The following is a 21,659-nucleotide window of genomic DNA, read 5'->3' on the forward strand; positions in this document are numbered from 1 at the left end:
TGCTCAGGCTACGGGTAAATAAATCCAGATTCTATTGCATGATTGCAATCGACTTAACTGTTTTTGAGGTTGACAATCGACATACTAAAACTAGGTCTTTTCGTTAGTTAGTTTTTTATTTCATTACGTTATGCACCCTTAATACGCAGAGTTACGGGTAAGTGGTCACTGATTTAGCCCGCAGATGGCCAAGCAACAAAAGTGCCTTCTTACTTATGGCTTCAAGTACCAAGAATACAGTTTCATTACGGAGAATTAGGATGATCTACGGTAGTTTGTACAATCCTCGCTTTGGACGTGGTCTTTCACCAGTATTAGCTAATATCCTTAACACGGTTCGCCAATACGATTTGCCCGGCCTGGCATTAGGGCGGCATGAAATTGATGGCGATCGCGTTTTTATGAATGTTATGGAAGTCGTGACCGAACCTGCCGAAAACAAACGCGCAGAAATTCACCAGGAGTATCTGGATATTCAAATCCTGATCGGTGGTGAAGAAAGAATCGATTACGGCCTGCCGGGCAGTTGGGACAGTGATGACCCCTATGATGCCAGCAAAGACCTGCAAATGCTGGATATCAAACGCAGCCCACAAACGTTGAATCTCACGCCTGGCATGTATGTGATTTTTTTCCCGCTAGAACCCCATAAGCCGGGTTGCCAAGTACAGGAGGCAAAAAATATCAAGAAAGCCGTGGTGAAAGTGCATTACGAGTTACTGCTGTAGTGAAATGCCCGACATAATTCGTAGAGCAGGACAAAAACGCGACGCGCTTCTGCATAGCACTGATGCTAGCCCCGGAGGGCGAATAACGCGTTGACGCACCAGCAACTTGAAGTATGGCGGCTATAAAAGCATTGGGCCGGTCAATCGACTGGCTCAATGCTTCTTGTTTTATCCACCAACGGTAATATGAGCGCTAGCCGTAAACTCATCAAGGCAGGCTGGCAAGGAATAACGCCGTTTCCGCGGGTGAACGCAGGCGGATAAAGCGGATATGGCCATTGCACGCATCCTGCATCTCGGCCAGGTACTTTCTACGATTCCGGCGGTAGCTGGTTAGCATCCACCAAATGATCGACTCGCGGCGGTTGAAAAATGCACGATAAATACTCTCGCGGTTCCCGGTATCAGGCCACAGTTCAGTTTCCTGCCAAGCGCGCAATAGAGTACGGCGCGTAACCTGCCACAGCGTGCGGAAAAAACCGTAATCGAGCCAAATCACCCAATCGACTTCCCGCCATTTTATCGCTTTGGTACGGTTATAGTTGCCATCGAGCACCCAACCCTCAGCAGCATCTGCCAGAGCCTGCGTAACCTTTAACAAAAATTCATCACCGTGTGTACCTTGCCAGCCAGGCTGCCAGTAAAGCTTGTCCATCTCGATATAAGGTACAGCCAGTTTCTGCGCCAGTTGACGTGCCATAGTACTTTTGCCACTCCCGCTGGTGCCAACCACGTTAACTTTCATCTTTTCAGCCTGGTCATGGAAAGGCGGGAGATTCTATCGAAGTGAAAATGCTCTATCAATAGCAACTTATACCGCGCCGATTGCGCCCTCTCACTGCTTGAGTTGTATAATAAACAATCCACATTACACTGAAAGAGTACGCTTAAGTGGAGGAAACATGGCAAACGGGTGGGCAGCAGATGGCGCTGTGCAGGATCAAATTGATTCCACGGTAGATGATGCCGTGCAGCGGGCGCGCCAGGCATTGGGGCAAGGTGAAAGCCTGCGCCACTGCCTGGAATGTGGGGAAGAGATCCCTGCCGCACGGCGGCAAGCATTAGCGGGGGTGCGTTACTGTCTGGCCTGCCAGACTGAACTGGATAAAAAGCAGGCAGCAAGCGGCCTGTATAATCGCCGTGGTAGCAAAGACAGCCAGTTACGCTGATACACCGGGCATCTGTTCCTATCCTCACCCGGTTTTATGGCATCATGCAAGCCTGCTTGCACCATATGCAAACGGGTTTTCAGGAGAAAATTAGAGTTGGATACCACTCTTGAAACATAATTGTTAATTATCGGTTGTTTCACACCTATTCTTTAGTTAATGATAAGCTCAATGCACCACGGCTGTTATATTGCACTTTTTTGGTGCCCAATAATGGTGCAAAATAGATAAAATTTGCCTTTGAGGTAAAGTTTTAGCATACAACCCTTTGTTTTTGAATTAATTGCAAACTTGGCACGATTCTTCCATTTCACAAAATGCAACATAGAAAATGGGTAATCCGCAACCTGTACAGGAATTCCTCTCATGAAGTCAATCTTTAAAGTTTCCCTGGCCGCCCTTTCCCTGGCCTTCGCCGTAAGTTCCTACGCCGCAGACAAACTGATCGTCGCCACCGACACCGCTTTCGTTCCGTTTGAATTCAAACAAGGTGACCAATATGTTGGTTTTGATATCGACTTATGGGCCGCCATCGCCAAAGAACTGAAGTTAGACTACACCCTGAAACCGATGGATTTCAGCGGCATTATTCCTGCACTGCAAACCAAAAACGTGGATCTGGCACTGGCCGGGATCACTATCACCGACGAGCGTAAAAAAGCGATCGAGTTCTCTGATGGTTATTACAAAAGTGGCCTGTTGCTGATGGTGAACGCTGACAACGACAGCGTGAAAAGCATTGCCGATCTGGATGGCAAAGTGGTGGCAGTGAAAAGCGGCACTGGTTCGGTGGATTACGCCAAGCAGCACATCAAAGCCAAAGATCTGCGCCAGTTCCCAAATATTGACAACGCCTATATGGAATTGGGAACCAAACGTGCTGATGCCGTGCTGCACGACACACCAAACATCCTGTATTTCATCAAAACGGCTGGTGCTGGCAAGTTCAAAACCGTAGGTGAATCACTGGAAGCCCAACAATACGGTATCGCCTTCCCGAAAGGCAGCGACGAACTGCGTGGCAAGGTGAACGTTGCCCTGCAAACGCTGCGTGACAACGGCACCTATAACGAAATCTATAAGAAATGGTTTGGTACCGAGCCTAAGTAATTCGTGAAATTAGTTATCTAATCTTAGACACAGGGGAGGTGCACGGTGCCCCCCTGTGTTTTGTTGTATCTGATGCCCTTGTTTGGGATCACCGGGAGAAAATACCATGCAGTTCGACTGGAGTGCCATCTGGCCTGCCATTCCTATTCTGTTAGAAGGCGCCAAAATGACCTTATGGATTTCGGTCCTTGGTCTGATTGGTGGTCTGTTCATCGGCCTTGTCGCCGGCTTTGCCCGCACCTACGGTGGTTGGATTGCCAACCATGTCGCGCTGGTCTTCATTGAAGTGATCCGCGGTACGCCAATTGTGGTACAGGTGATGTTTATCTACTTTGCCCTGCCGATGGCATTCAGCAATTTACGCATCGATCCGTTCAGTGCGGCGGTGGTTACCATCATGATCAACTCCGGTGCCTATATCGCGGAGATTACTCGTGGTGCCGTGCTGTCGATTCACAACGGTTTCCGTGAAGCAGGGCTGGCTTTGGGGCTGTCGCGCCGCGAAACCATCCGTTATGTGATCATGCCGCTGGCGCTGCGCCGTATGCTGCCACCGCTGGGTAACCAGTGGATCATCAGTATCAAAGATACTTCGCTGTTTATCGTGATTGGCGTGGCAGAGCTGACTCGCCAAGGCCAGGAAATTATTGCCGGTAACTTCCGGGCGCTGGAAATCTGGAGCGCTGTGGCCGTTATTTACCTGATTATTACTCTGGTGCTGAGCTTTGTTCTGCGTCGTCTGGAAAGAAGGATGAAAATCCTGTGATTGAATTTAAAAACGTCTCCAAGCACTTTGGCCCAACTCAAGTGCTACACAATATCGATCTGCACATCACCCAGGGTGAAGTGGTGGTAATTATCGGGCCTTCTGGCTCCGGCAAATCTACCCTGCTGCGCTGTATCAATAAGCTGGAAGAAATTACCAGCGGTGAATTGATCGTTGATGGTTTGAGGGTTAACGATCCGAAAGTGGACGATCGTTTAATCCGCCAGGAAGCGGGCATGGTATTCCAGCAGTTTTATCTGTTCCCGCATCTGACTGCGTTGGAAAACGTGGCCTTCGGCCCGATCCGTGTACGTGGTACGAAGAAGGCAGACGCTGAAAAGCTGGCACGTGAGTTGTTGGCAAAAGTCGGTCTGGCTGAGCGTGCTCACCACTACCCTTCCGAGCTTTCTGGTGGCCAGCAGCAGCGCGTGGCGATTGCCCGTGCGCTGGCGGTAAAACCGAAAATGATGCTGTTCGATGAACCGACCTCGGCCCTTGACCCGGAACTGCGCCATGAAGTGTTGAAAGTCATGCAGGATCTGGCTGAAGAAGGGATGACGATGGTGATCGTCACGCACGAAATCGGCTTTGCCGAAAAAGTGGCGTCACGCCTGATCTTTATCGATAAAGGGCGCATTGCCGAAGATGGCAATCCACAGGATTTGATCAACCATCCGCCGAGCCCGCGCCTGCGCGAGTTCCTGCAACACGTTTCCTGATTGATTGCACTTCAAACGGGCACTCAACGGTGCCCGTTTTTTATTGCGAGATTATTGCCAGCGCTCTGCTGCCCAAGCGGCTTGCTGTTCAGCATTATGAAACGTCCAGGCCACGAAACGGCTGATCTTTTGGCCCTGTGCCATGTTGACAGTACGCACCTCAAGCGCTCCCGCCTGTTTCAGTGCAGAGTAGATGGCAGGTAAAGTGGTGCTTTTAGCAATCAGCGAGGTAAACCACAGGCAGTTTTCCGCTTTGTTGACGCTTTCCGCCACCATCTTGCGTACAAAAGCTTCTTCCCCTCCTTCACACCATAATTCATTATTTTTGCCGCCAAAGTTCTGTACCGGTTTATCGGCCACTTCACCTTTACCCAACTTATGCAGTTTGCGGCGCGTACTGGCGCGTGCTTCCTGCTCAGAACCATGAAACGGCGGGTTGCACAATGTGGCATCAAAACGTTCGGCGGCACCAATGATACCGGTGAAAATGCATTCCGGCTGTTTTTGCTGACGCAAACGCACCGTGTTTTTCAAGGTTGAGTTCATCGCCACAATCATTTTGGCGGTGCTGAGGGAAACCGGGTCAATGTCAGAACCGGTAAAACGCCAACCGTATTCACGCTGGCCGACAATAGGGTAAATACAGTTTGCTCCCACGCCAATATCCAGGATCGCGATCCCTTTACCACGCGGGATCTCCCCGCCGTTGCTGGTTGCCAGCAAATCAGCCAGGTGATGTATATAATCCGCACGCCCAGGGATCGGTGGGCAGAGGTAATCGGCAGGAATATCCCAGTGTTCAATGCTATAAAAATGTTGCAGCAAAGCACGATTGAGCATTTTTACCGCTGCCGGATCGGCAAAATCCACGGAGATATCTCCCCAGGCATTCGGCTGCACAAAGGGTTCCAGCGCTGGGCAACTGGCAATCAACGCTGGAAAGTCATAGCGTGAACGGTGGCGATTACGCGGATGCAGGCCACTTTTCTGCTGCGGGACGTTTTGCTTTTTTTCCACCGTGACAAGCTCTCTGAAAGGATTTTTCTGGCGCGTAAGATAACATAACGCCAGAATGTCTCTCCAGTGGCAACTGAACCACCAGAATGGGATCGTCAAAAGTTAGCTGACCCTCTACAATTTTGAACGCTAAAAGCCTATTGGGATCGGCTCTAAAGAGGATCGGCTACATATTTCATCTGCTAGGGATGCTTATGCACAATAAACCACGTTATTACTATGAACCTGCGGCTGGTCATGGTCTGCCGCACGACCCATTGAACGCCATCATTGGCCCCCGCCCCATTGGTTGGATTTCTTCCCTCAGCGCCGCTGGTCAACGCAATCTGGCACCTTACAGCTTCTTCAACTGTTTCAGCTATCGCCCACCTATCATCGGCTTTGCCAGCTCCGGCTGGAAAGACAGCGTCGCCAATATCGTAGAAACCGGTGAGTTTGTCTGGAACCTGACAACGCGCCCGCTGGCGGAGGCGATGAACAGCAGCTCAGCTGCACTGCCGCACGGTGAGGATGAATTTGCCTTCGCAGGATTAACCCCCATTGCCGGGCGGCGCGTGAAGGCTGAACGGGTCGCAGAAAGCCCGGTGAACTTTGAATGCCGTTTGACTCAATGCGTTCGGCTGCAAAATGCCGCAGGGGAAAATGTGGATACCTGGCTGGTGTTAGGGGAAGTGGTTGCCGTCCATATCGATCCAGCGCTGCTGGATGAGCATGGCGTCTACCAAACCGCAGCCGCACAGCCGGTATTGCGCGCCGGGGGCCCGACGGCCTACTACGGTATCTCCGAGCAGCACCGTTTTGATCTGGTGCGCCCGGAGGTACATAAAAAACAGGGTTAGGATTGGCAATAAAAACAAAGCGCTAACTCAATGGGGTGGCTGGATATTTAATCGATTGAATTCAGTTTGTTATGCATAGCAACATAACTTTGCTGCATAATTTATAGTATTTCTTGTTAAAAAAGCTATATACCAAACCATTAACGCCAGTAAAAACGATTAAAAATAAAAGCGCCTTAATGTAGCTTGGGGCGCTTTTTCCTTTCTGAAATGATCAATAGGATGCATTCAAACCCCACGCATCATAGGTTACGGGTATATCACACCGTTGAAAAAAGGAATTATTACCTTGGATATCCCGCGTATTTTTACTATTACCGAAAGCGCTCATCACATCCATAATCCGTTCACGCCGGAAAAGTACGCCACGCTCGGGGCCGTCTTGCGCCTGGAGCCGGAGACTCGAGTACTCGACCTCGGCAGCGGTTCGGGCGAGATGCTGTGCACTTGGGCGCGTGATCATAAAATCACCGGCCTCGGCGTCGATATGAGCCAGCTGTTCTCCGCTCAGGCGAAACAGCGTGCTGAAGAACTTGGCGTCACCGATCGAGTCCGGTTCATCCACGCTGACGCTGCTGGTTATGTTGCCGACGAAAAAGTTGATCTGGCCGCCTGCGTTGGCGCCACGTGGATTGGTGGTGGCGTTGCTGGAACCATCGAACTTTTAGCGAAAAGCCTTTGTCCCGAAGGGATCATTCTCATCGGTGAACCTTACTGGCTGAAATTGCCGCCAACGGAAGAGATAGCCAAAGGCTGCGAGGCCAATGCTATTTCCGACTTCCTCATGCTCCCAGAACTTATCGGGTCATTCGAAGCTCTAGGTTATGACGTAGTAGAAATGGTTCTGGCTGATCTGGAAGGCTGGGATAGATACTCGGCAGCAATGTGGCTCACCATGCGTAAATGGCTCAAAGCGAACCCTGATGACGATTTTGCGAAAGAAATTAGGGCACATTTGTCCTCGGAGCCTAAACGCTATGCCACGTATACGCGTGAATACCTTGGATGGGGTGTATTCGCCTTGATGGCGCGATGATGTGGGGCAACTGAAGCGAACGTTACATTACAACGCCTTGCTAAACAGCTGCCCAAGCAGCTGCGCACGGCCAGGCGTTCACATTCGCTTCAACTTCCAGCGCAGGATCAGCGCTGTTGGCTAGCTACTGACCAATAAGCCAACAGATACAAACTGGCAGAATAGTAGTCTTCGTCAGAAACCAAACGGTTGGTCAATTGCCCCCCGGCGCCCAGCACCAAATCCCTGACCGCCATCATCCCTGGGCTTTGGTTATATTCGGAACGCGCACCGCTGAGCACATCAACCCAAGCGGGTACAGCCCGGCGATCGTAACCCTGCCAAAACCTGACGAAAGGTGCAAGCGCCGGGCTATTATCCTGATACCAGTGGATATATAAGGGAACGCGCACCGCATCAAACCCGAAACGGGCTGGCCAGCCATTCGCCGGGGCCATATGGCCATCCGCAAATAACGTGACCCAATCTGTCGGGATCTGCGCTTTACCAAACGACATTTTTTTAATCAGGGCGATGCCATCATCATTAAGGTTTTTCCACACCAGCAAATGCGTATAGTCATAGAATGCTTCCCAGGCCGGAAACACAAAATAAGAAGGGTTAATCGTTATCGAGTTAGCCTGTCTAAAGCCGGTAACCCCTGGCAGCATCACATTATAACCAGCATATTTTATCAAGGTATGCCGCAACAACGATCTTTGTATGTCAGAGGAACTGCGAAGATATTCTCTGACATTCCATTTTTTCCCGGCTTCCAGCAACGCCCAGGCAATAAAAATATCACCGTCTGTCGCATTGTTTTTATCTGTTATCGGGATGGCTTTCCCCGGCTCATAGCGCCAGGAAAATAACCCGATATCTTTTCGGTAAAGCGTGGCATTAGTCCAGCGCCACATTCTTTCAAAAGCAGGTTGGTCATTATTATAGACCGCTAACAACATGGCAAACCCTTGCCCTTCGCTATGACTGATATTGCGATTACCGGTATCAATAACTCGCCCATCAGACAATAAAAAACGCTGTTTATATTGCTCCCAACCATTATTATTCTGCGCAAATGCTAGGCAGGAAAAAAATAACCCTACCAACAAAATATATAGCCGGAACCAAGCTCGGGTATATTTAGCCACGATGATTCACCTTCTTCACTGCCCGTTTCTGTAGCTAAAGACCAACGTACGGTCTTGAGATGAATGCTTCCTGCGCAAAGAAACATGTGGCGCGCCCCCTTGAGCCAGGAGCCATGTTTCATATATCCCTTCCAATACTGTCGCAAACGAAAGAGTCCACAGCGGCGCGTTATCAGGTTCAGGCGTTTGCGGATAAGCGTAATGAGTCAGCAATATTTCCTTCTCGGAAGCCTCAACCCGCACCCACCCCCAATCAAAATGGCTCAAGGTCGCATTGATGCCATCCTCAAGTTCACCAATCGTTTGCGCTTCTGGCAATGGTGTTTTTTGTGCCAGATGGCTCCCCATCAGGCGCAGAAAATCCCGGCCATCCGCATCATCGGCAGAGGCCATAATACCGGCAAAAACCACTTCAACCAGGCTGTGCCAGCCTGGTTTAAACTGCTGGTGACGATAGTAATCAAGTTCATAAGACGCATTATTAATATCTTGCATGGCTATTTCCCATCTAACAGATATTTAAAATAGAGCAAAGCAGAACTTTCGGAATAACTGCCGAAAGTGTCATAACCCAACTGCCCGCCAACCAACATATTTGGCGCAATTTTATAATTGCCATTCGCTTTCAGGCTATAACCGATACCGCTTTTATCTTCTGCGGCATACATGGCTTCTTTACCATAACCCTGATTGACCAGCCCTTCTAATTGTGACTGGAGATTAGGATCATTGGGGAAATAGGCACTTTCCTGATTGTGATAAGATTGATAACCCACATTACCACCCAGCGTATAAGTGAAATTATCGTATTTCTTAGTAAACTCAACGGGCAGTGAAATGCTGATATAATCTTGTGGGCTGAAGTATCCCCCTTGCCCATAGCTGAAATAACTCAGGTTTTTATCAAAGTCCATATAGCTGACATTGACGCCGAGTTTCACTTCATTCTCATCATCTTTATAAGGGCGGATATAAGCCCCTACCAGCGCATTGATGCTTTTGTTTCTGGCTACGTTGTCGCCCACATAGCTGTAATATCCTGCTCCACCGTAGGCTCCCACCGCGCCGTCATCAAAGCCCAGGTTCAGGCTACCCCCATTCTTGGTTACAGCCCCCCATTTCTTACCGGTGATCACATCCTCGGTGCCAACATAAGAAAGCAGGCTATCGGTAACGGCCCGCCGTTCAAGCCGCATGTCCAATGTGGTGTGCTCATTGACCTTAGGTGCCCATTTCAAGCCCCCCACCACCGAGCTAATTCCTGAACCCAACGGGGTGCTGCCAACGTCCAGCTTATAGCTGTCACCGCTCAATGCCAGAGCCAGTTCAACACCGTTTTCCTGCTGTTGCCCAGGTGAGTCAGCATAGAAATCATTGGGGTTAAACGTTTGTGGCTGTGTTATCAGACCATCAAGCCGTTGTTTCTCGTCATAAGCTTCCGCCTGCGCCAGCGTTGCCGCATCACAGTCGGCAGACGTAGGATCCAGTGAACACAGATGATCCCGTGTTGCATGAATCTCCTGGTAGCGCAGATCGGCATCCCGCGCAGCGGCGATCGAATTCTGCGATGCCACAACGGACGCCTGCGTCGCGGCCTCTACGGCTCTGGCTTGTTGCAAAGCCCCGGTACCAAAACGGCTGTTGGCACTGCTGGACGGTGTACCTGATTTCAACATCACCGGCGTCATTTCAAAGGTGACCCGGCCATCATCCACCGGCATACCCGACACACTGATCGGGCTTCTGATTTCTGTGATGTTACTCAGCCCACTCTCACCGCTGCTGTTGTTACGCAACGAAATATTTCCCTGTACCCAAGTCGCCGTTTTGTTTTGCACCTCATCCATCAACTTCTCGACTTGCTGCAATGTCGGATTTTTGGCCAAGGTTCCAGGCAAACGTGGTGCACCATTCGCGTAGCTGCCAGCCAAACCAGGAGCCGCTACCTGCCAAGGCAACACCTGCCCATAGGCCGAAGGTGAAGCACTGCCGCCATCAGAGAGTGTGGAGGTTTGCGTGGCAAAAGGGTTGTCCGCCAGCCTTAACCCCCCAATCAACGCCTGCCCATTGCCAGAAGCAACATTCACACCGTTCAGGCGGCTTTTTGCTTCACGCAGCAGCGACAAGGCGTGTGGATAATTACCGTCAGCCTCAGCAACGCGGGCCGCCAGCAGCAACTGATCTGGCGTTTTCACCACGGGCAAACCGCCGAGCAATTGTTTGGCTCTGCCGACCTCACCTTCGGCCAGCGCAATCCCTATTGCACCTTCGCGCGCCCCCTGATTCAGGCTATCGCGGTTCAGCAGATAGTTGAATACCTGCCCGGCCTCCTGGTTCATGTTGCCGGACTGATAAAGGCGCCCCATCGCCAGCATGATATCTGCGTTTTGCGGGTCGTCCTGTAGAGCGGCGATCAATTTGTCATAAGCCGCACCATACTGCCCCCGCAGGCGCAGCGTATCGGCTTCATTGATCACCCCCCCATTGCGCAACTGGCTAATCTCTCTAGCAGAACTCTTCGCCAGCAACGCAGGATTATTTAGCCATGCATCGGCTTCCTGGCTTAACCCGGCCTGATTCAGCACGGCGATTTGGGCAGAATAATCCCCGGCATTCCCCTTAACGCCCTGGCGCATATTCTCGCGCACCAATTGTACTGCCGTAGCGGTATCGCCCACCGCCATCAAATCTTTCGCCAACTCACCCAACGCAGCCGGTTCGGTAGGCGGTTTCTGCGCCATCTGCCGCAGGATCGCCGCAGCACTGGCGGTATTGCCCTGCCGGAGATAATTTTCAGCGCTGACTCGCTGCTGATTAACCGAGGCCGTTGCTGCCAGTTCCCGCATATCTCTGCTCTTTCTTGAGGCCGGGATACGCGCCATCAGCGTAGAAACATTCAGCCAGTCATTGCGTTCAGAAGCAAACAGAGCGGCAGCGTAAACGCTGTCTGCCGGAGCACCCACCTGCATCAAAGGCGAAATCAGCGTCTGCGCCTGCAGCTCCTGCCCTTGTTTACTCAGGATGCGTGCCATATCCAAACGTACCCAGGCATTCGAGGGTTGTTTTTCCAAAGCCTGTTGCAGGATCATCATCGCCCGCTGAGGATTATTCTGCTGCACCGCTAATGCCGCCTCTTTACGCAAAGGATCAACGTTAACCCCAGCGGCCGTTTGGTTAATTTTCGGCCGCAGATTGGCCGGGAGGCTTTGTAGCACTAACTCCGCTTCCTGCCCTTTACGTTGTTGCAATAACAGGTAATAGAGCCCCAATTTCGCATCATTATTCTGTGGATTCTGGGCCAGCAACCCGCGGTAAACCTGCTCCGCCGCCGTGAAATCACCTTGCCGGCGTAAAACATCCGCCCGGAACAGCATTACCGCACTGCCCTTATCCCCCGTGGCGTTAGTCAGCGGCGCGGTAAGCGCCAGCGCTTCATCAAGCTTGCCTGCACTGACCGCTTGTTTACCTTTTGCCAATGCCCCATAGAGATTGGCGTCCTGGGCCAAAGCGCTCCATTGCGCACTTTGCGGGCCGCCTTGTTTTGCGGCCTGATTGAGGTAGTCTTCCGCCTGGCTGAAATCGCCGCTGCGCATGGCAGTAAAGCCCATTCCCGCCAGCGCTTCCTTATCATTAGGGTTGCTGGCCAGGATACTTTCGAACTGGCTCTTGGCGCTCGTCAAATCCCCTTTATTCAATTCAGTGAAACCCGCGCTTTTCGCTGCCCCAGCGATATTTTGCTGGTAATAGGCCGCCACGGCTTTATCTGCCGGGTGCCTTTGCTGATAGGCATCGTACAGCGGTTTGTCGGTTGGCTGTGGAGCCAACCAGAGCAACGCCTGCTTCAAGCCTTGATCGGCATCATTATTGGTAGGGGCCAACGAGGCCAGCAGGTTAATCCCCTCCCGGCGCGTTGACTCCTGATAGGTCATCACCTTTCCCAATACCACGCGGGTTTGGGTATCGTTCGGCTGCAAAGCAAGGCGTTGTTTCAGGCCATCAATAGCTTCCTGCCGCCCCGTTGGTGTTCCGGCCAGCGTGAGATAATACTCATTGGCCAAGTTGTCGATGGGGGTTTTACCATTAAAGATTGCCTGATAGCTGGCAATCGCCTGAGGGAAATTCCCCTTCGCCGCATACTGCCGGGCCTGGGCCAACAGATTCTTGGCCGCTGGCGACTGAGCCTTATTATTACTGTCCAACGCCTGCAAACGCGGATCTTGAGGAGCCACCTCACTCAGCTTCTTCCGCCACTGTTCAGCCTTGGCTTTATCCCCACTCTGCATGGCATAGAGAGACAGCAGATACATCGCCTCAGTATTGTTTTCATCCATCAGCAGAACTTTCTGCAACGCCCCCTGAGCCAGATCGTCATGAGATTTATCATGCCAATATGCCGCCTGTTCAAAGAGTGCTTTCAACGCCGGGTTACTGTCATCGGCAATCGCCGATAACGAAAACACCGCCAAACCGGCCAAAGAAACCCCGTACAGCTGCTTTTTCAGTAAGATGTTCAATTGGCTATATTCCATGGACAGCTCCTGTATAACACCGGGTCGAGACATGTTTTAATTTTCATCTTCTACATCTCTCCCTAAACGTTTAGCTGCGTGCTTTCTTAGCAGAATATAGAGACTCAGCCCGAGCACGATGGAAATCCCTAAACCGGTCAGAGACAAAAGCACCACATGTTTACTGGCATACCAGATAAAGATCAGATACCAAGGCAGCTCCCCGCTGGGGAACTGCGCACCCACCTGAAAACTGTGTACGCCATTTTGATCGGTAATCACCGCCAGATCGCCACGTACTCCGGCGTTAATCTTCGGTGATTTCAAGTCGGTATAAATCTTACTCAAACCATCGTCAGAAGAAGCACTGGCTACCACCACCACTCGCTGTGGATCCCAGCCGGAACGGAAGCTGAGAAAACCCCGCCAGTCAGAAAGTGAAGACAGATAGCGGTCCGCATCAATGCCTTGCGTTTGCCAGTTACCTTTCAAATAGGATTGCAGCCTTTCCAGCATTGGCTGAGGTTTCATCGTGAGCAACCCACTGGTATCCAACGTAAACGGAGCATGCTGCAACAGGCGCTGATAAAAACTCTCCTGCTCTAATGAAGCCACCACCAGAACATCCCGCGCTTTAAATTTAGGCTCATCCAGTTCATTGCCCTGTAATCCAAACCGAACATCGGTATTGCTAATTGAGCTGCCTGTTGCTGCTCCCGCTCTGGCGGCCAGATTAAGCAGAGTCCGTATCTCATTTACCGTTGGTTTTTCGGCTAACAGTAATACCGTTTGAGAGAAATCAGCCAATCTGGTGAATGGGAAGGCCGCCCCCACATAATAGGAAAGGTTTGGCAGTTCGGTGAAATGATAGGTTTTACTCAGATCAATGTAAGAATCTGGCCCGATACGGCTTTTGATACTGTCGCTGTCTGCCGGATTACACGAGGCGTTGTTTTTAGGCACAATGGAGAAATAGAGCTCCAGCATGTTGTCGCCGTAGATCAGATAAGGCGGCAGAGGCAGGCTGTAGCTTTCCTGCCGTGTATCTCCGCCCAGTTTGCGCCACAGAAACTCCAGTAATCCCCCTTTGTTAACCGGCAGGTTACGTAAAAAAGTCCCGTTCAGCGTCGCACTCAGCTGCGATCTGTTTTCATCAATCCAACTGTCGGTCGGAAAACGGTAATTGATTTGCAGCGGAACGTTTCTTCCATCCCAGATAAACAGGTCCGGTGCGGCCCGGAAAGCAATGCGCACGGCATCATGAAAGACACCGCTCACCGTCAGTTCATCGACATTCGCCACTAACTCGCTGAATTTGACCGGGCGGGTCGTATTGATCCAGCGCGGGGCATCATAAGGAAGGCGCTGTGGTATCGACACGGTTTTCACCGCCAGCAACGGCGTTTTTTCCGGCAACGGCTGGCTGATCAAACGATAGGCAGCCTGGCGCATTTCGTTACGGTTGCTCCCCATCACCAGCAACAGCTTATAAACCGGATTTAACGGATTATCGATCACCTGAAGCGTTGGGCCACTCGCCTGTGGCAAGGTCAGTGAACCAATCTGTTCCCCTGGCTGGGCAAAAATAATCCCGTTTTGTTCTGGGATCTCATCCTGTAATACCTGGAAATCAAGATTATTGTGGCGTGCCAGTATCCCCAAATGCGAGCTGACCATCGCGGCTGCCCCAACATCCTCTGGCCTTTTAGCCTGGCTGAACACAATGTTCACCACAGAAGGCTGCATTGACTGCGGATCGAAGAATGGGCGCGGGAAATGGCCGACACTCTGGCCGATATTCAATATCTGGCTCTCCAGCTCCAACCTACTGGTTGGCAACACTTTGACCCAGTATTTATCGGCAACCCCTCTTTCACATTGCATGACTTCGTCATTGCTGTTCTGGATGCTGAAACTCAGATTGTTACGCGCCACGATCATGGCAGCCGGAATGGATAACTTATACGTGACTTTAGCTTGGTGAACCTTATTCAGCACATGCTGGCTCAGGGGTTGCCCATTCAGCATCAGATGCAATTCCGTATTGCCCTCCATCAATGCGGGCGATACCTCAATATCCAAAAACAGATTGGCATCCGTCACCACCGAGTCAACCGGCAAGGTAAAAGTGAACCCTGATTGACGCTGCCAGTTACTGAGAGTCAACCCTGCTGGCAACCCCATTTCGGCAACGTTGAGCGTGGATTCAACCAGATGATTTAAACTGGCCTGAGGGTCTGGCGTGGCGGGCACTGTACTCCCTGCTTGAGTGCTATCCGTTACCTGATCCACACTGCCCTGCGGCGAAATCGGCAAATCCACGGGCCGCGGTAAAGATAACACCCCTTGAGGATCACTGCCGGATGGAACAGAAGTGGGCGGTTCCACCGCTCTTGATACATCAGACAGACAAAACAACAAACCCAAGCCACTCACCAAGACGAATGCCATGGTTCTGGCTGCTCGCAGCGTTCCTCCCACTACACTCATATTGTCTGTTCCTTGTCCTCAAACTGCGGTAAGTCTGGATTTTTTTTACGCAGTTTTTTCTCCCGTTTCTTTTCCCGGTAATCTTTCCAAGAAAAATAGAACAGTTCGAAAATACAACGGATAATCCCCAGCAACGAACGCAATGGCCGATCCGGTGGGCAAGGCTTATCATTGATCCAGGCATCAGCCCGCGCCAGCACCACTCTCACCAGTTCCCGTCTTTTTTCGATTGGCAATTCTTTAAACATCAGGCGAGTCACCGATTTATCAACATCAATCAGTTCTACAGGGAAACACACCACGCCCGACTTCAAGGATAATTCCACTTCTTCAATAGGGTCATCCATGAAACGTTCATCAGGGGTTTTCAACTTGACCCCACCCATTGAGAGATCCAGCGTTTCAGTACGCATCGCTGCACCGCTGGCAAAATAGAGGATGGCCGGGATTGAGGCCTCAACACGGATGGTTTTCCGGACTTGGCGGGTTTCCCTGGCTACCGCAATAGAACCCAGCAATATAATCATACTGAAACTGGCCCAGGCGATATTCAGCACGATAACCTGGGGGTTGGCGCCATAATGGTCGGTCATTAACAGGCGAATAACCCCCCAGGCCGTTCCCAGTAGCAATAACGACACGGCAATGATATGCGGCCGCACAATGTGGAAGTCAAAATAGTTGGTGTCCAGCAATGCGCCTTTATCCGTCACGTTAAATTTGCCATGCTTTGGTGAAATCATCGCCAACAGGGTAGGAATCACCAGATGGAAACACATAACGGTTTCATATATTTCCCCCCAGAAAGAATAACGGTATCTTCCCATTGATCTGGAGTTAATATAGATAGACATCACCAGATGGGGCAATACATAGGCAAAAATCAGCCCTGCCGACGAGGCGATAATATTCAGGTTGAACAGTAAGTAAAATAACGGCGCAATACAGAAAATAACCCTGGGCAACCCGTATTGAAAATGCAGCATGGCATTCAGGTAACACAAACGCTGCTGCCAGTTCAGCCCCCGCCCGAACAACGGGTTATCCACGCGGAAGATCTGCGTCATACCACGGGCCCAGCGAGTACGCTGTATCACATGCAGCCCTAAGCGCTCGGTCGCCAAACCGGCGGCCAGCGGCAGTGCCAGGAAAGCCGATCCCCAGCCCAAACGCTGCATCTTCAACGCGGTGTGCGCATCTTCGGTAACGGTTTCAACAGCAAATCCGCCCACCTCTTCCAGCGCCGTGCGGCGGATAACCGCACAGGAACCGCAGAAAAACGTGGCATTCCAGTTGTCGTTACCTTGCTGTACCGGCCCGTAGAACAATGCCCCTTCATTAGGAACTTTGCTCGCTTCCGAGAGGTTGCGTTCAAAAGGATCGGGAGAATAGAAATAGTGTGGGGTTTGAATCAATGCCAGACGATCGTCAACCAGGAAACTGCCGACCGTTGCCTGCAAGAAAGCCCGGGTGGCTACGTGGTCACAATCAAACACCGTGATCAATTCACCCTGCGTCACTTTCAGTGCATTATTCAGGTTCCCTGCTTTGGCGTGCTTATTATCCGTTCTGGTGATATATCCCACCCCTGCATCAGCGCAAAATACGGCAAACTCATTACGTTTACCGTCATCAAGAACATAAATTTTCATCTTGTCTTTGGGGTAATCAATACACTGCGCCGCCAGCACGGTGTCACGCACTACATCCATACTCTCGTTATAAGTGGGGATATAAACATCCACCGTTGGCCAGAGCGAAATATCATCCGGCAAGGGTTCAATGGTTCTTTTTAATGGCCAGGTTGTTTGTATATAGCCAAATATTAGAATGACCAAGGCATACAGCTCGGTCATAAACAAAGCAATCCCCAGCACCGCTTCCAGCGTGGTATTGAAATGCAGGGTTTCCGTGGCACGCCAATAAATGTAGCGCAATGACATCAACGTCGACATGACGATCATGATCAGAGTCACTTTCTTGCTTTTGCTCACCCCAAGAATAAATACTATGCCAATACAAATAAAACCAAAAATGTATTGGTTATCACTGCTCATTGGCGCAATGATGATCAAAACGATCAAAGGTAAGGCTAACAGCAATAAGAAAGAAAAAAGTATTTTATTCATAGCTGACCAAAATGTCCTTACTAAGAACCATAAATAGACGTCGTGTGGTGATACGCACCATCTCCCACGCTCAGCCCTAAAATAACGGCTACTTTTTTACTAATATGTTCGATATCAAATGCGGCGGCCGAAACAGGACTGATATCCATAATCGCCCGTTGTGAAGCATTGGCTTCAGGCACACATTCATCACGATGAATCGTACCCAACAATTTACCTTGCAGGCGCTGCTCAAAAAAATGTGTGACGTCCCGGCTCAAAGTGCGTCTCATATCACTTTGGTTGACCACGTAATATTCGCCCATTTTATGATTCAGCGGTTCATTCATAAACTTGTGCTGTTCGATTGGGGGCAACAGGCTAAGAGAGGCGGTGTCAGCCAATAAAACAACGATGCGCATATCCGCCACGCCCTGCATGGCTTTCAACGCGGCATTACGGCCTGGAGGCATATCGGCAATTACCACCATGCCTGGAATTTTGAGCACTGCGCTAAGGCCACGCTGAATGAACATCGGTTCATTCATCAGGTTATCTTCAAACAGGAGCCTTTCATCTTCTGTCACTTCACCGCAGGGTAAAACAAACAGATTAGGCCCGGCCTTAAGGATAAACTGGCTCCAATCAGATAATGTTCCTGATTGAGCAGCAAACCCGCGATTATCAGAAATAGGAATCCCAAAATGCAGGCGCAGCGCATTCTGCGTATCAAAATCCACCACTAAAACCTTACTGCCACTGCGGGCCAAAGCATAAGCCAAATTGGCAGTAACTGTGGTTTTTCCTACCCCTCCCTTGGGAGAACAAACACAGACTAACGGCATGAGGCAATATTCTCTAAAAGTGGCTTGAGTAACGTATTACGACCCGTATTCGCACTGACTTCTTCGGCTTCGACAGAAGGCGTTTTTTTGCTGAACATTTTTTTAAAACGCGAGGCATCTACCGGCTGAGAAGGTTGTGCCGCCTGCGAAACAATTGGCGCAACAAACGGTTCGTCCCTACTAGGTTCAGTAACCGGGGGAATGATTTGTTTAAAATCGTGAGTGGCATGCCCAGGCAACAGTTGGTTATTGATGGGAGCCGCACGCGGTTGTTGTGCGGGTTGTGGCTCCAAACCAGAGGGCAGCATAGAGGAAAATTCGGTAGCGCTTGCTGGCGTTGGCTGCATACTGCGATCAAGACTGGAAGAAGCACCAAGCCCTTCTTCCGCTATCTGTTCAACGATAGGCCAGCGGTGTAAAGCCAACGCACTATCATCATTAGGAAATTCTTTATAATCAATATCTTTCATATTGACTTTATTTTTGAACTGCTGAACATCATCGTATTTACTCATCATCCCTACCTATAAGATTATACTTCGCATTCTATCAACGCATGCTAATAGCCCATGCTGAAAAACGTGATTCATAACCCAAAACACATATACATCACTGTACAGGCATTTTAAGAACCTCTTCTCTTATGGCTTAGATAATAGTAGTCCTCAAGCTCTGTTTTACAACAATGATCTGACCAAGACAGAGATAATTTCATTCATCAAGTGGATGTATTTCAAGGTTCACCCCTTCCTGAGCGCCCCAAAGCGCTTTTTGAGTGTAATCCACTTCTGTAAAGTTATATACTCACGTTTGTAAAGTTTTTCTAATAAACCGCTTTCTGCACCTAACAGGCTCTCCCTAAGAAGTTAGGCATACTTTTCAATGGGTGATTTTCTCAACGCACGCGCGCCAACCCCTGTGCCAAAGTCTCTACCTCACCGGTTGCCACCAGGCAACAGGCGATTTGCCATAAAATAGGCTCTGGGATCGCCACTTCACCCGCCAGGCAGCGTTCGGTCCAGCGCGCGGTAGTCTCGGCATCTTTGGCCTCAGGCAATGCCACAGGCGCATCCTGCTGTGGCCGTTCCAGTAAAACGTGCTGCTCACCATCAACGAGATAGTGAATCTGTGGGCAACGCTGCGGATTGGCATAAGCTTCACCTTCCGTACCGTGCATCAACAACCCTCGCGCACCGATCTGGCGGAAAAACGACGCCACACGCCCAACGTATTCCGGGTGTGAAACGCTGGCAATACGCAACACGTTGGCATCGCCAAACGGCGTGGCCAATTTGGCTAACGTGTGGGCGCTATTGCGCACCCCCATCTTCCAACGCAGATCAAGCTGGGTTGCCATTGGTGGTGAAAGCACAGATACCGGGATAAAAACCGGTAAACCACTCTCCAGCCGCTGCTGGGCATGAAGAGGATCTTCAGACCACGGCACGCCGAGCGTGCGAAAGATTTCCGCACTGGTGATGCGCGTGCTGTCATTCAACACGCCATGCACCACCACCGGCAACCCCACACGCGCTAACAGCAAAGCCAGCAAGGGCGTCAGGTTGGCCTGTTTCCGCGCACCGTTGTAACTTGGCAGCACCACCGGCATTGGACGCTGCTGTGGTTTTTGCAAGCGCATCACCTGCTGCTGCATCGCCTGATAGAAACCCAGCATTTCGGCTTCGGCCTCCCCTTTGATGCGCATGGCAATCAGTATGCCCCCCAGCTCCAACTCAGGCACCTCACCCGCCAGCATTGCCTGATAAAGCTGAAAGGCGGTTTCCTGATTCAAATCGCGTGCATGGTTCTTACCACGACCTATTTCTTTGATAATCTTGGTGTAATCCATCGTTCAGTTCCGCTGATTCATTTTGCCATACATAACTTAGCCACGCCGCCGTTCAACCTCATCAGCCAATTGCTGCTGCGCACCGTCACCTGCCCGCAACCCAGCGATTACGCCGCTGATATCTGCCGCATTACGGTTCTGGCTCATTTTCCATTTGCCCTCCCGCCGCGTGACAACAATTTCAATCCCGACAATCGCCTTCATCTGGCTGGCAATATAGTTTGCCGGAGCCTCGTCAATACGCCAGGGTTGAGGCTGATTCCCTTCATTCAGGGCAGTCAACGCGGCTAACTGATGCTGTAGCCAGAGCGGATCCTCCGTCACCATTGGCTTTCCCCACATCTGCACCATGGTATAATTCCAGGTTGGCACCACTTTGCCGCTCTGAAGCTTGGTGGCATACCAGTTTGGTGAGATATAGCCTTCCACCCCCTGAAATACCACCAGGCACTCTGGCATCCTTTGCAGCGCTCGCCAATGAGGGTTAGCTCGCGCCATATGCGCCCTCAGTGTTACCTCTCCCTGTTCATCAGCATGAACAAGAAAAGGAACCGGGTCGGCCAACATGCCTTGAGCACCGTGGCTGATTAACAACCCTAACGGATTAGCCTGCACCAAGGCCAATTGAGTGGCGAAATCATCTTCACGGAATGAGCTGGGCTGATACATGCTGCGCAACGTCCTTATTATCAGGGGAATTTGATATATGTATCACAATTTACCGCAGATGCCCGAATGCGATAATATCCATAAATATCCCAAGGGATTATGTATCTTCGGCCAAATATGGATGGAAAAATGGAAATGTATATCGGCTTAGCCGTTATTGCCGTGGTGTTGCTCTGGGCCATCGTGACTTATAACCGCTTTATCTCCCTGCGCCGCTTCAAAGACGAAGCCTGGAGCGGTATTGCAGTGCAGCTCAAACGCCGCCACGATCTGGCGCCGAATCTGCTGAGCTTGGTCAAACGCTATGCTCAGCATGAGAAAGAGTTGCTGGAAGAAATCACCCGCCAGCGCAGCAACCTGGTCGGCAATACTCAGCAGATTGCCGAGAGTGAGCGGCAATATTCAGGTGTCCTGGGGCGCGTTTTTGCCCTGGCTGAAGCCTATCCAGAACTGAAAGCCAACGAGAACTTCCTGTCTCTGCAACAATCCCTCGCTGAGATAGAAGAACAATTGCAGATGGCACGCCGTTATTTCAACAGCACGGTGCGTGATTTCAACATTCTGGTGGAGTCATTCCCCAGTTTACTGTTAGCCCGGGCATTCAATTTCAACGTGGATGCGTTTTTTGAGCTTGAAAATCCTGAAGATGCCAAGCTACCACGGATGGATTAACGCA

The 21,659-nt window shown here is 50.7% G+C and carries 19 protein-coding genes; 8 read left to right on the forward strand and 11 right to left on the reverse strand.

Translation table 11 applies throughout. The features are described from left to right. Positions 1-260: 260 nt before the first annotated feature. Positions 261-728 (forward strand): N-acetylneuraminate anomerase, encoded by a 468-nt coding sequence (gene nanQ, locus Z042_RS19880; protein WP_024911719.1) that lies wholly within the window; start codon positions 261-263, stop codon positions 726-728. A 208-nt stretch (positions 729-936) separates the two neighbouring features. Here nanQ and Z042_RS19885 read toward each other — a convergent pair whose 3' ends face one another. After that, positions 937-1,473, reverse strand: a complete 537-nt coding sequence (locus Z042_RS19885) for a shikimate kinase (RefSeq protein WP_024911718.1) — start codon at positions 1,471-1,473, stop codon at positions 937-939. A 157-nt stretch (positions 1,474-1,630) separates the two neighbouring features. On the opposite strand from Z042_RS19885, the gene Z042_RS19890 reads away from it, so the two are divergent. The 4 genes from Z042_RS19890 to glnQ all read left to right on the forward strand — a co-directional run bounded on the left by Z042_RS19890 (position 1,631) and on the right by glnQ (position 4,492). Beyond that, positions 1,631-1,897 (forward strand): DksA/TraR family C4-type zinc finger protein, encoded by a 267-nt coding sequence (locus Z042_RS19890; protein ID WP_024911717.1) that lies wholly within the window; start codon positions 1,631-1,633, stop codon positions 1,895-1,897. A 366-nt stretch (positions 1,898-2,263) separates the two neighbouring features. Continuing rightward, positions 2,264-3,007 (forward strand): glutamine ABC transporter substrate-binding protein GlnH, encoded by a 744-nt coding sequence (gene glnH / locus Z042_RS19900; RefSeq protein WP_024911715.1) that lies wholly within the window; start codon positions 2,264-2,266, stop codon positions 3,005-3,007. Between the two features lie 106 nt (positions 3,008-3,113). Then, positions 3,114-3,773: a glutamine ABC transporter permease GlnP gene (gene glnP, locus Z042_RS19905; protein ID WP_024911714.1), complete on the forward strand. Its 660-nt coding sequence runs from the start codon at positions 3,114-3,116 to the stop codon at positions 3,771-3,773. After that, positions 3,770-4,492, forward strand: a complete 723-nt coding sequence (glnQ, locus tag Z042_RS19910; protein WP_024911713.1) for a glutamine ABC transporter ATP-binding protein GlnQ — start codon at positions 3,770-3,772, stop codon at positions 4,490-4,492. The genes glnP and glnQ overlap by 4 nt, the downstream gene beginning before the upstream one ends. 51 nt (positions 4,493-4,543) lie before the next feature. On the opposite strand, the gene rlmF is transcribed toward glnQ, so the two are convergent. Next, a complete protein-coding gene (gene rlmF / locus Z042_RS19915; protein ID WP_024911712.1) occupies positions 4,544-5,509 on the reverse strand; it encodes a 23S rRNA (adenine(1618)-N(6))-methyltransferase RlmF in 966 nt (321 codons plus the stop codon). A gap of 194 nt (positions 5,510-5,703) precedes the next feature. Here rlmF and Z042_RS19920 point away from each other — a divergent pair, with 194 nt between their 5' ends. Together Z042_RS19920 and Z042_RS19925 are read left to right on the forward strand one after the other, a co-directional pair. Beyond that, on the forward strand, positions 5,704-6,348 hold the full coding sequence (locus tag Z042_RS19920; RefSeq protein WP_024911711.1) for a flavin reductase family protein: 645 nt from the start codon (positions 5,704-5,706) through the stop codon (positions 6,346-6,348). 289 nt (positions 6,349-6,637) lie between these two features. Further along, complete coding sequence (locus tag Z042_RS19925) at positions 6,638-7,384, forward strand: SAM-dependent methyltransferase (RefSeq protein WP_024911710.1); 747 nt, start codon at positions 6,638-6,640, stop codon at positions 7,382-7,384. A 107-nt stretch (positions 7,385-7,491) separates the two neighbouring features. Here the strand turns inward: Z042_RS19925 and Z042_RS19930 are convergent, their stop codons facing one another. The 9 genes from Z042_RS19930 to Z042_RS19970 all read right to left on the reverse strand — a co-directional run bounded on the left by Z042_RS19930 (position 7,492) and on the right by Z042_RS19970 (position 20,983). Then, on the reverse strand, positions 7,492-8,514 hold the full coding sequence (locus Z042_RS19930) for a family 8 glycosyl hydrolase (protein WP_024911709.1): 1,023 nt from the start codon (positions 8,512-8,514) through the stop codon (positions 7,492-7,494). A 15-nt stretch (positions 8,515-8,529) separates the two neighbouring features. Beyond that, positions 8,530-9,009, reverse strand: a complete 480-nt coding sequence (gene bcsD / locus Z042_RS19935; RefSeq protein WP_024911708.1) for a cellulose biosynthesis protein BcsD — start codon at positions 9,007-9,009, stop codon at positions 8,530-8,532. Positions 9,010-9,011: 2 nt separating this feature from the next. Next, the gene (locus Z042_RS19940) at positions 9,012-13,043 is read right to left on the reverse strand and encodes a cellulose biosynthesis protein BcsC (protein WP_024911707.1); all 4,032 of its coding nucleotides are present in this window, start codon (positions 13,041-13,043) and stop codon (positions 9,012-9,014) included. Positions 13,044-13,079: 36 nt separating this feature from the next. Then, positions 13,080-15,512 carry a cellulose biosynthesis cyclic di-GMP-binding regulatory protein BcsB gene (gene bcsB, locus Z042_RS19945; RefSeq protein ID WP_024911706.1) on the reverse strand — a complete coding sequence of 811 codons (2,433 nt, stop codon included), beginning with the start codon at positions 15,510-15,512 and terminating at the stop codon, positions 13,080-13,082. Beyond that, positions 15,509-17,641 (reverse strand): UDP-forming cellulose synthase catalytic subunit, encoded by a 2,133-nt coding sequence (gene bcsA / locus Z042_RS19950; RefSeq protein WP_024911705.1) that lies wholly within the window; start codon positions 17,639-17,641, stop codon positions 15,509-15,511. Before bcsA ends, bcsB begins: the two co-directional genes overlap by 4 nt. Positions 17,642-17,661: 20 nt before the next feature. Continuing rightward, the gene (gene bcsQ / locus Z042_RS19955) at positions 17,662-18,465 is read right to left on the reverse strand and encodes a cellulose biosynthesis protein BcsQ (protein ID WP_024911704.1); all 804 of its coding nucleotides are present in this window, start codon (positions 18,463-18,465) and stop codon (positions 17,662-17,664) included. Next, entirely contained in the window at positions 18,456-18,983 is a 528-nt protein-coding gene (locus Z042_RS19960) for a cellulose biosynthesis protein BcsO (protein WP_081758426.1), read from the reverse strand. The genes bcsQ and Z042_RS19960 overlap by 10 nt, the downstream gene beginning before the upstream one ends. A 377-nt stretch (positions 18,984-19,360) precedes the next feature. Then, on the reverse strand, positions 19,361-20,314 hold the full coding sequence (gene ybiB / locus Z042_RS19965) for a DNA-binding protein YbiB (protein ID WP_024911702.1): 954 nt from the start codon (positions 20,312-20,314) through the stop codon (positions 19,361-19,363). A gap of 36 nt (positions 20,315-20,350) precedes the next feature. Then, the gene (locus tag Z042_RS19970; protein WP_024911701.1) at positions 20,351-20,983 is read right to left on the reverse strand and encodes an FMN-binding negative transcriptional regulator; all 633 of its coding nucleotides are present in this window, start codon (positions 20,981-20,983) and stop codon (positions 20,351-20,353) included. Between the two features lie 129 nt (positions 20,984-21,112). On the opposite strand from Z042_RS19970, the gene Z042_RS19975 reads away from it, so the two are divergent. Beyond that, the gene (locus tag Z042_RS19975) at positions 21,113-21,655 is read left to right on the forward strand and encodes a LemA family protein (protein WP_024911700.1); all 543 of its coding nucleotides are present in this window, start codon (positions 21,113-21,115) and stop codon (positions 21,653-21,655) included. The last annotated feature ends 4 nt before the right edge of the window (positions 21,656-21,659 follow it).

The sequence above is a fragment of the Chania multitudinisentens RB-25 genome, assembly GCF_000520015.2.
Taxonomy (GTDB): Bacteria; Pseudomonadota; Gammaproteobacteria; order Enterobacterales; family Enterobacteriaceae; genus Chania; species Chania multitudinisentens.

What these genes read in the sequence shown, in the direction of transcription:
- Z042_RS19975 (WP_024911700.1), top strand. Translation starts at nt 21,113, where the DNA reads ATGGAAATGTATATCGGCTTAGCCGTTATTGCCGTGGTGTTGCTCTGG.
- Z042_RS19970 (WP_024911701.1), bottom strand. Translation starts at nt 20,983, where the DNA reads ATGTATCAGCCCAGCTCATTCCGTGAAGATGATTTCGCCACTCAATTG.
- glnP (WP_024911714.1), top strand. Translation starts at nt 3,114, where the DNA reads ATGCAGTTCGACTGGAGTGCCATCTGGCCTGCCATTCCTATTCTGTTA.
- Z042_RS19885 (WP_024911718.1), bottom strand. Translation starts at nt 1,473, where the DNA reads ATGAAAGTTAACGTGGTTGGCACCAGCGGGAGTGGCAAAAGTACTATG.
- Z042_RS19890 (WP_024911717.1), top strand. Translation starts at nt 1,631, where the DNA reads ATGGCAAACGGGTGGGCAGCAGATGGCGCTGTGCAGGATCAAATTGAT.
- glnH (WP_024911715.1), top strand. Translation starts at nt 2,264, where the DNA reads ATGAAGTCAATCTTTAAAGTTTCCCTGGCCGCCCTTTCCCTGGCCTTC.
- Z042_RS19920 (WP_024911711.1), top strand. Translation starts at nt 5,704, where the DNA reads ATGCACAATAAACCACGTTATTACTATGAACCTGCGGCTGGTCATGGT.
- Z042_RS19960 (WP_081758426.1), bottom strand. Translation starts at nt 18,983, where the DNA reads ATGATGAGTAAATACGATGATGTTCAGCAGTTCAAAAATAAAGTCAAT.
- nanQ (WP_024911719.1), top strand. Translation starts at nt 261, where the DNA reads ATGATCTACGGTAGTTTGTACAATCCTCGCTTTGGACGTGGTCTTTCA.
- bcsD (WP_024911708.1), bottom strand. Translation starts at nt 9,009, where the DNA reads ATGCAAGATATTAATAATGCGTCTTATGAACTTGATTACTATCGTCAC.
- Z042_RS19940 (WP_024911707.1), bottom strand. Translation starts at nt 13,043, where the DNA reads ATGGAATATAGCCAATTGAACATCTTACTGAAAAAGCAGCTGTACGGG.
- bcsA (WP_024911705.1), bottom strand. Translation starts at nt 17,641, where the DNA reads ATGAATAAAATACTTTTTTCTTTCTTATTGCTGTTAGCCTTACCTTTG.
- ybiB (WP_024911702.1), bottom strand. Translation starts at nt 20,314, where the DNA reads ATGGATTACACCAAGATTATCAAAGAAATAGGTCGTGGTAAGAACCAT.
- bcsQ (WP_024911704.1), bottom strand. Translation starts at nt 18,465, where the DNA reads ATGCCGTTAGTCTGTGTTTGTTCTCCCAAGGGAGGGGTAGGAAAAACC.
- bcsB (WP_024911706.1), bottom strand. Translation starts at nt 15,512, where the DNA reads ATGAGTGTAGTGGGAGGAACGCTGCGAGCAGCCAGAACCATGGCATTC.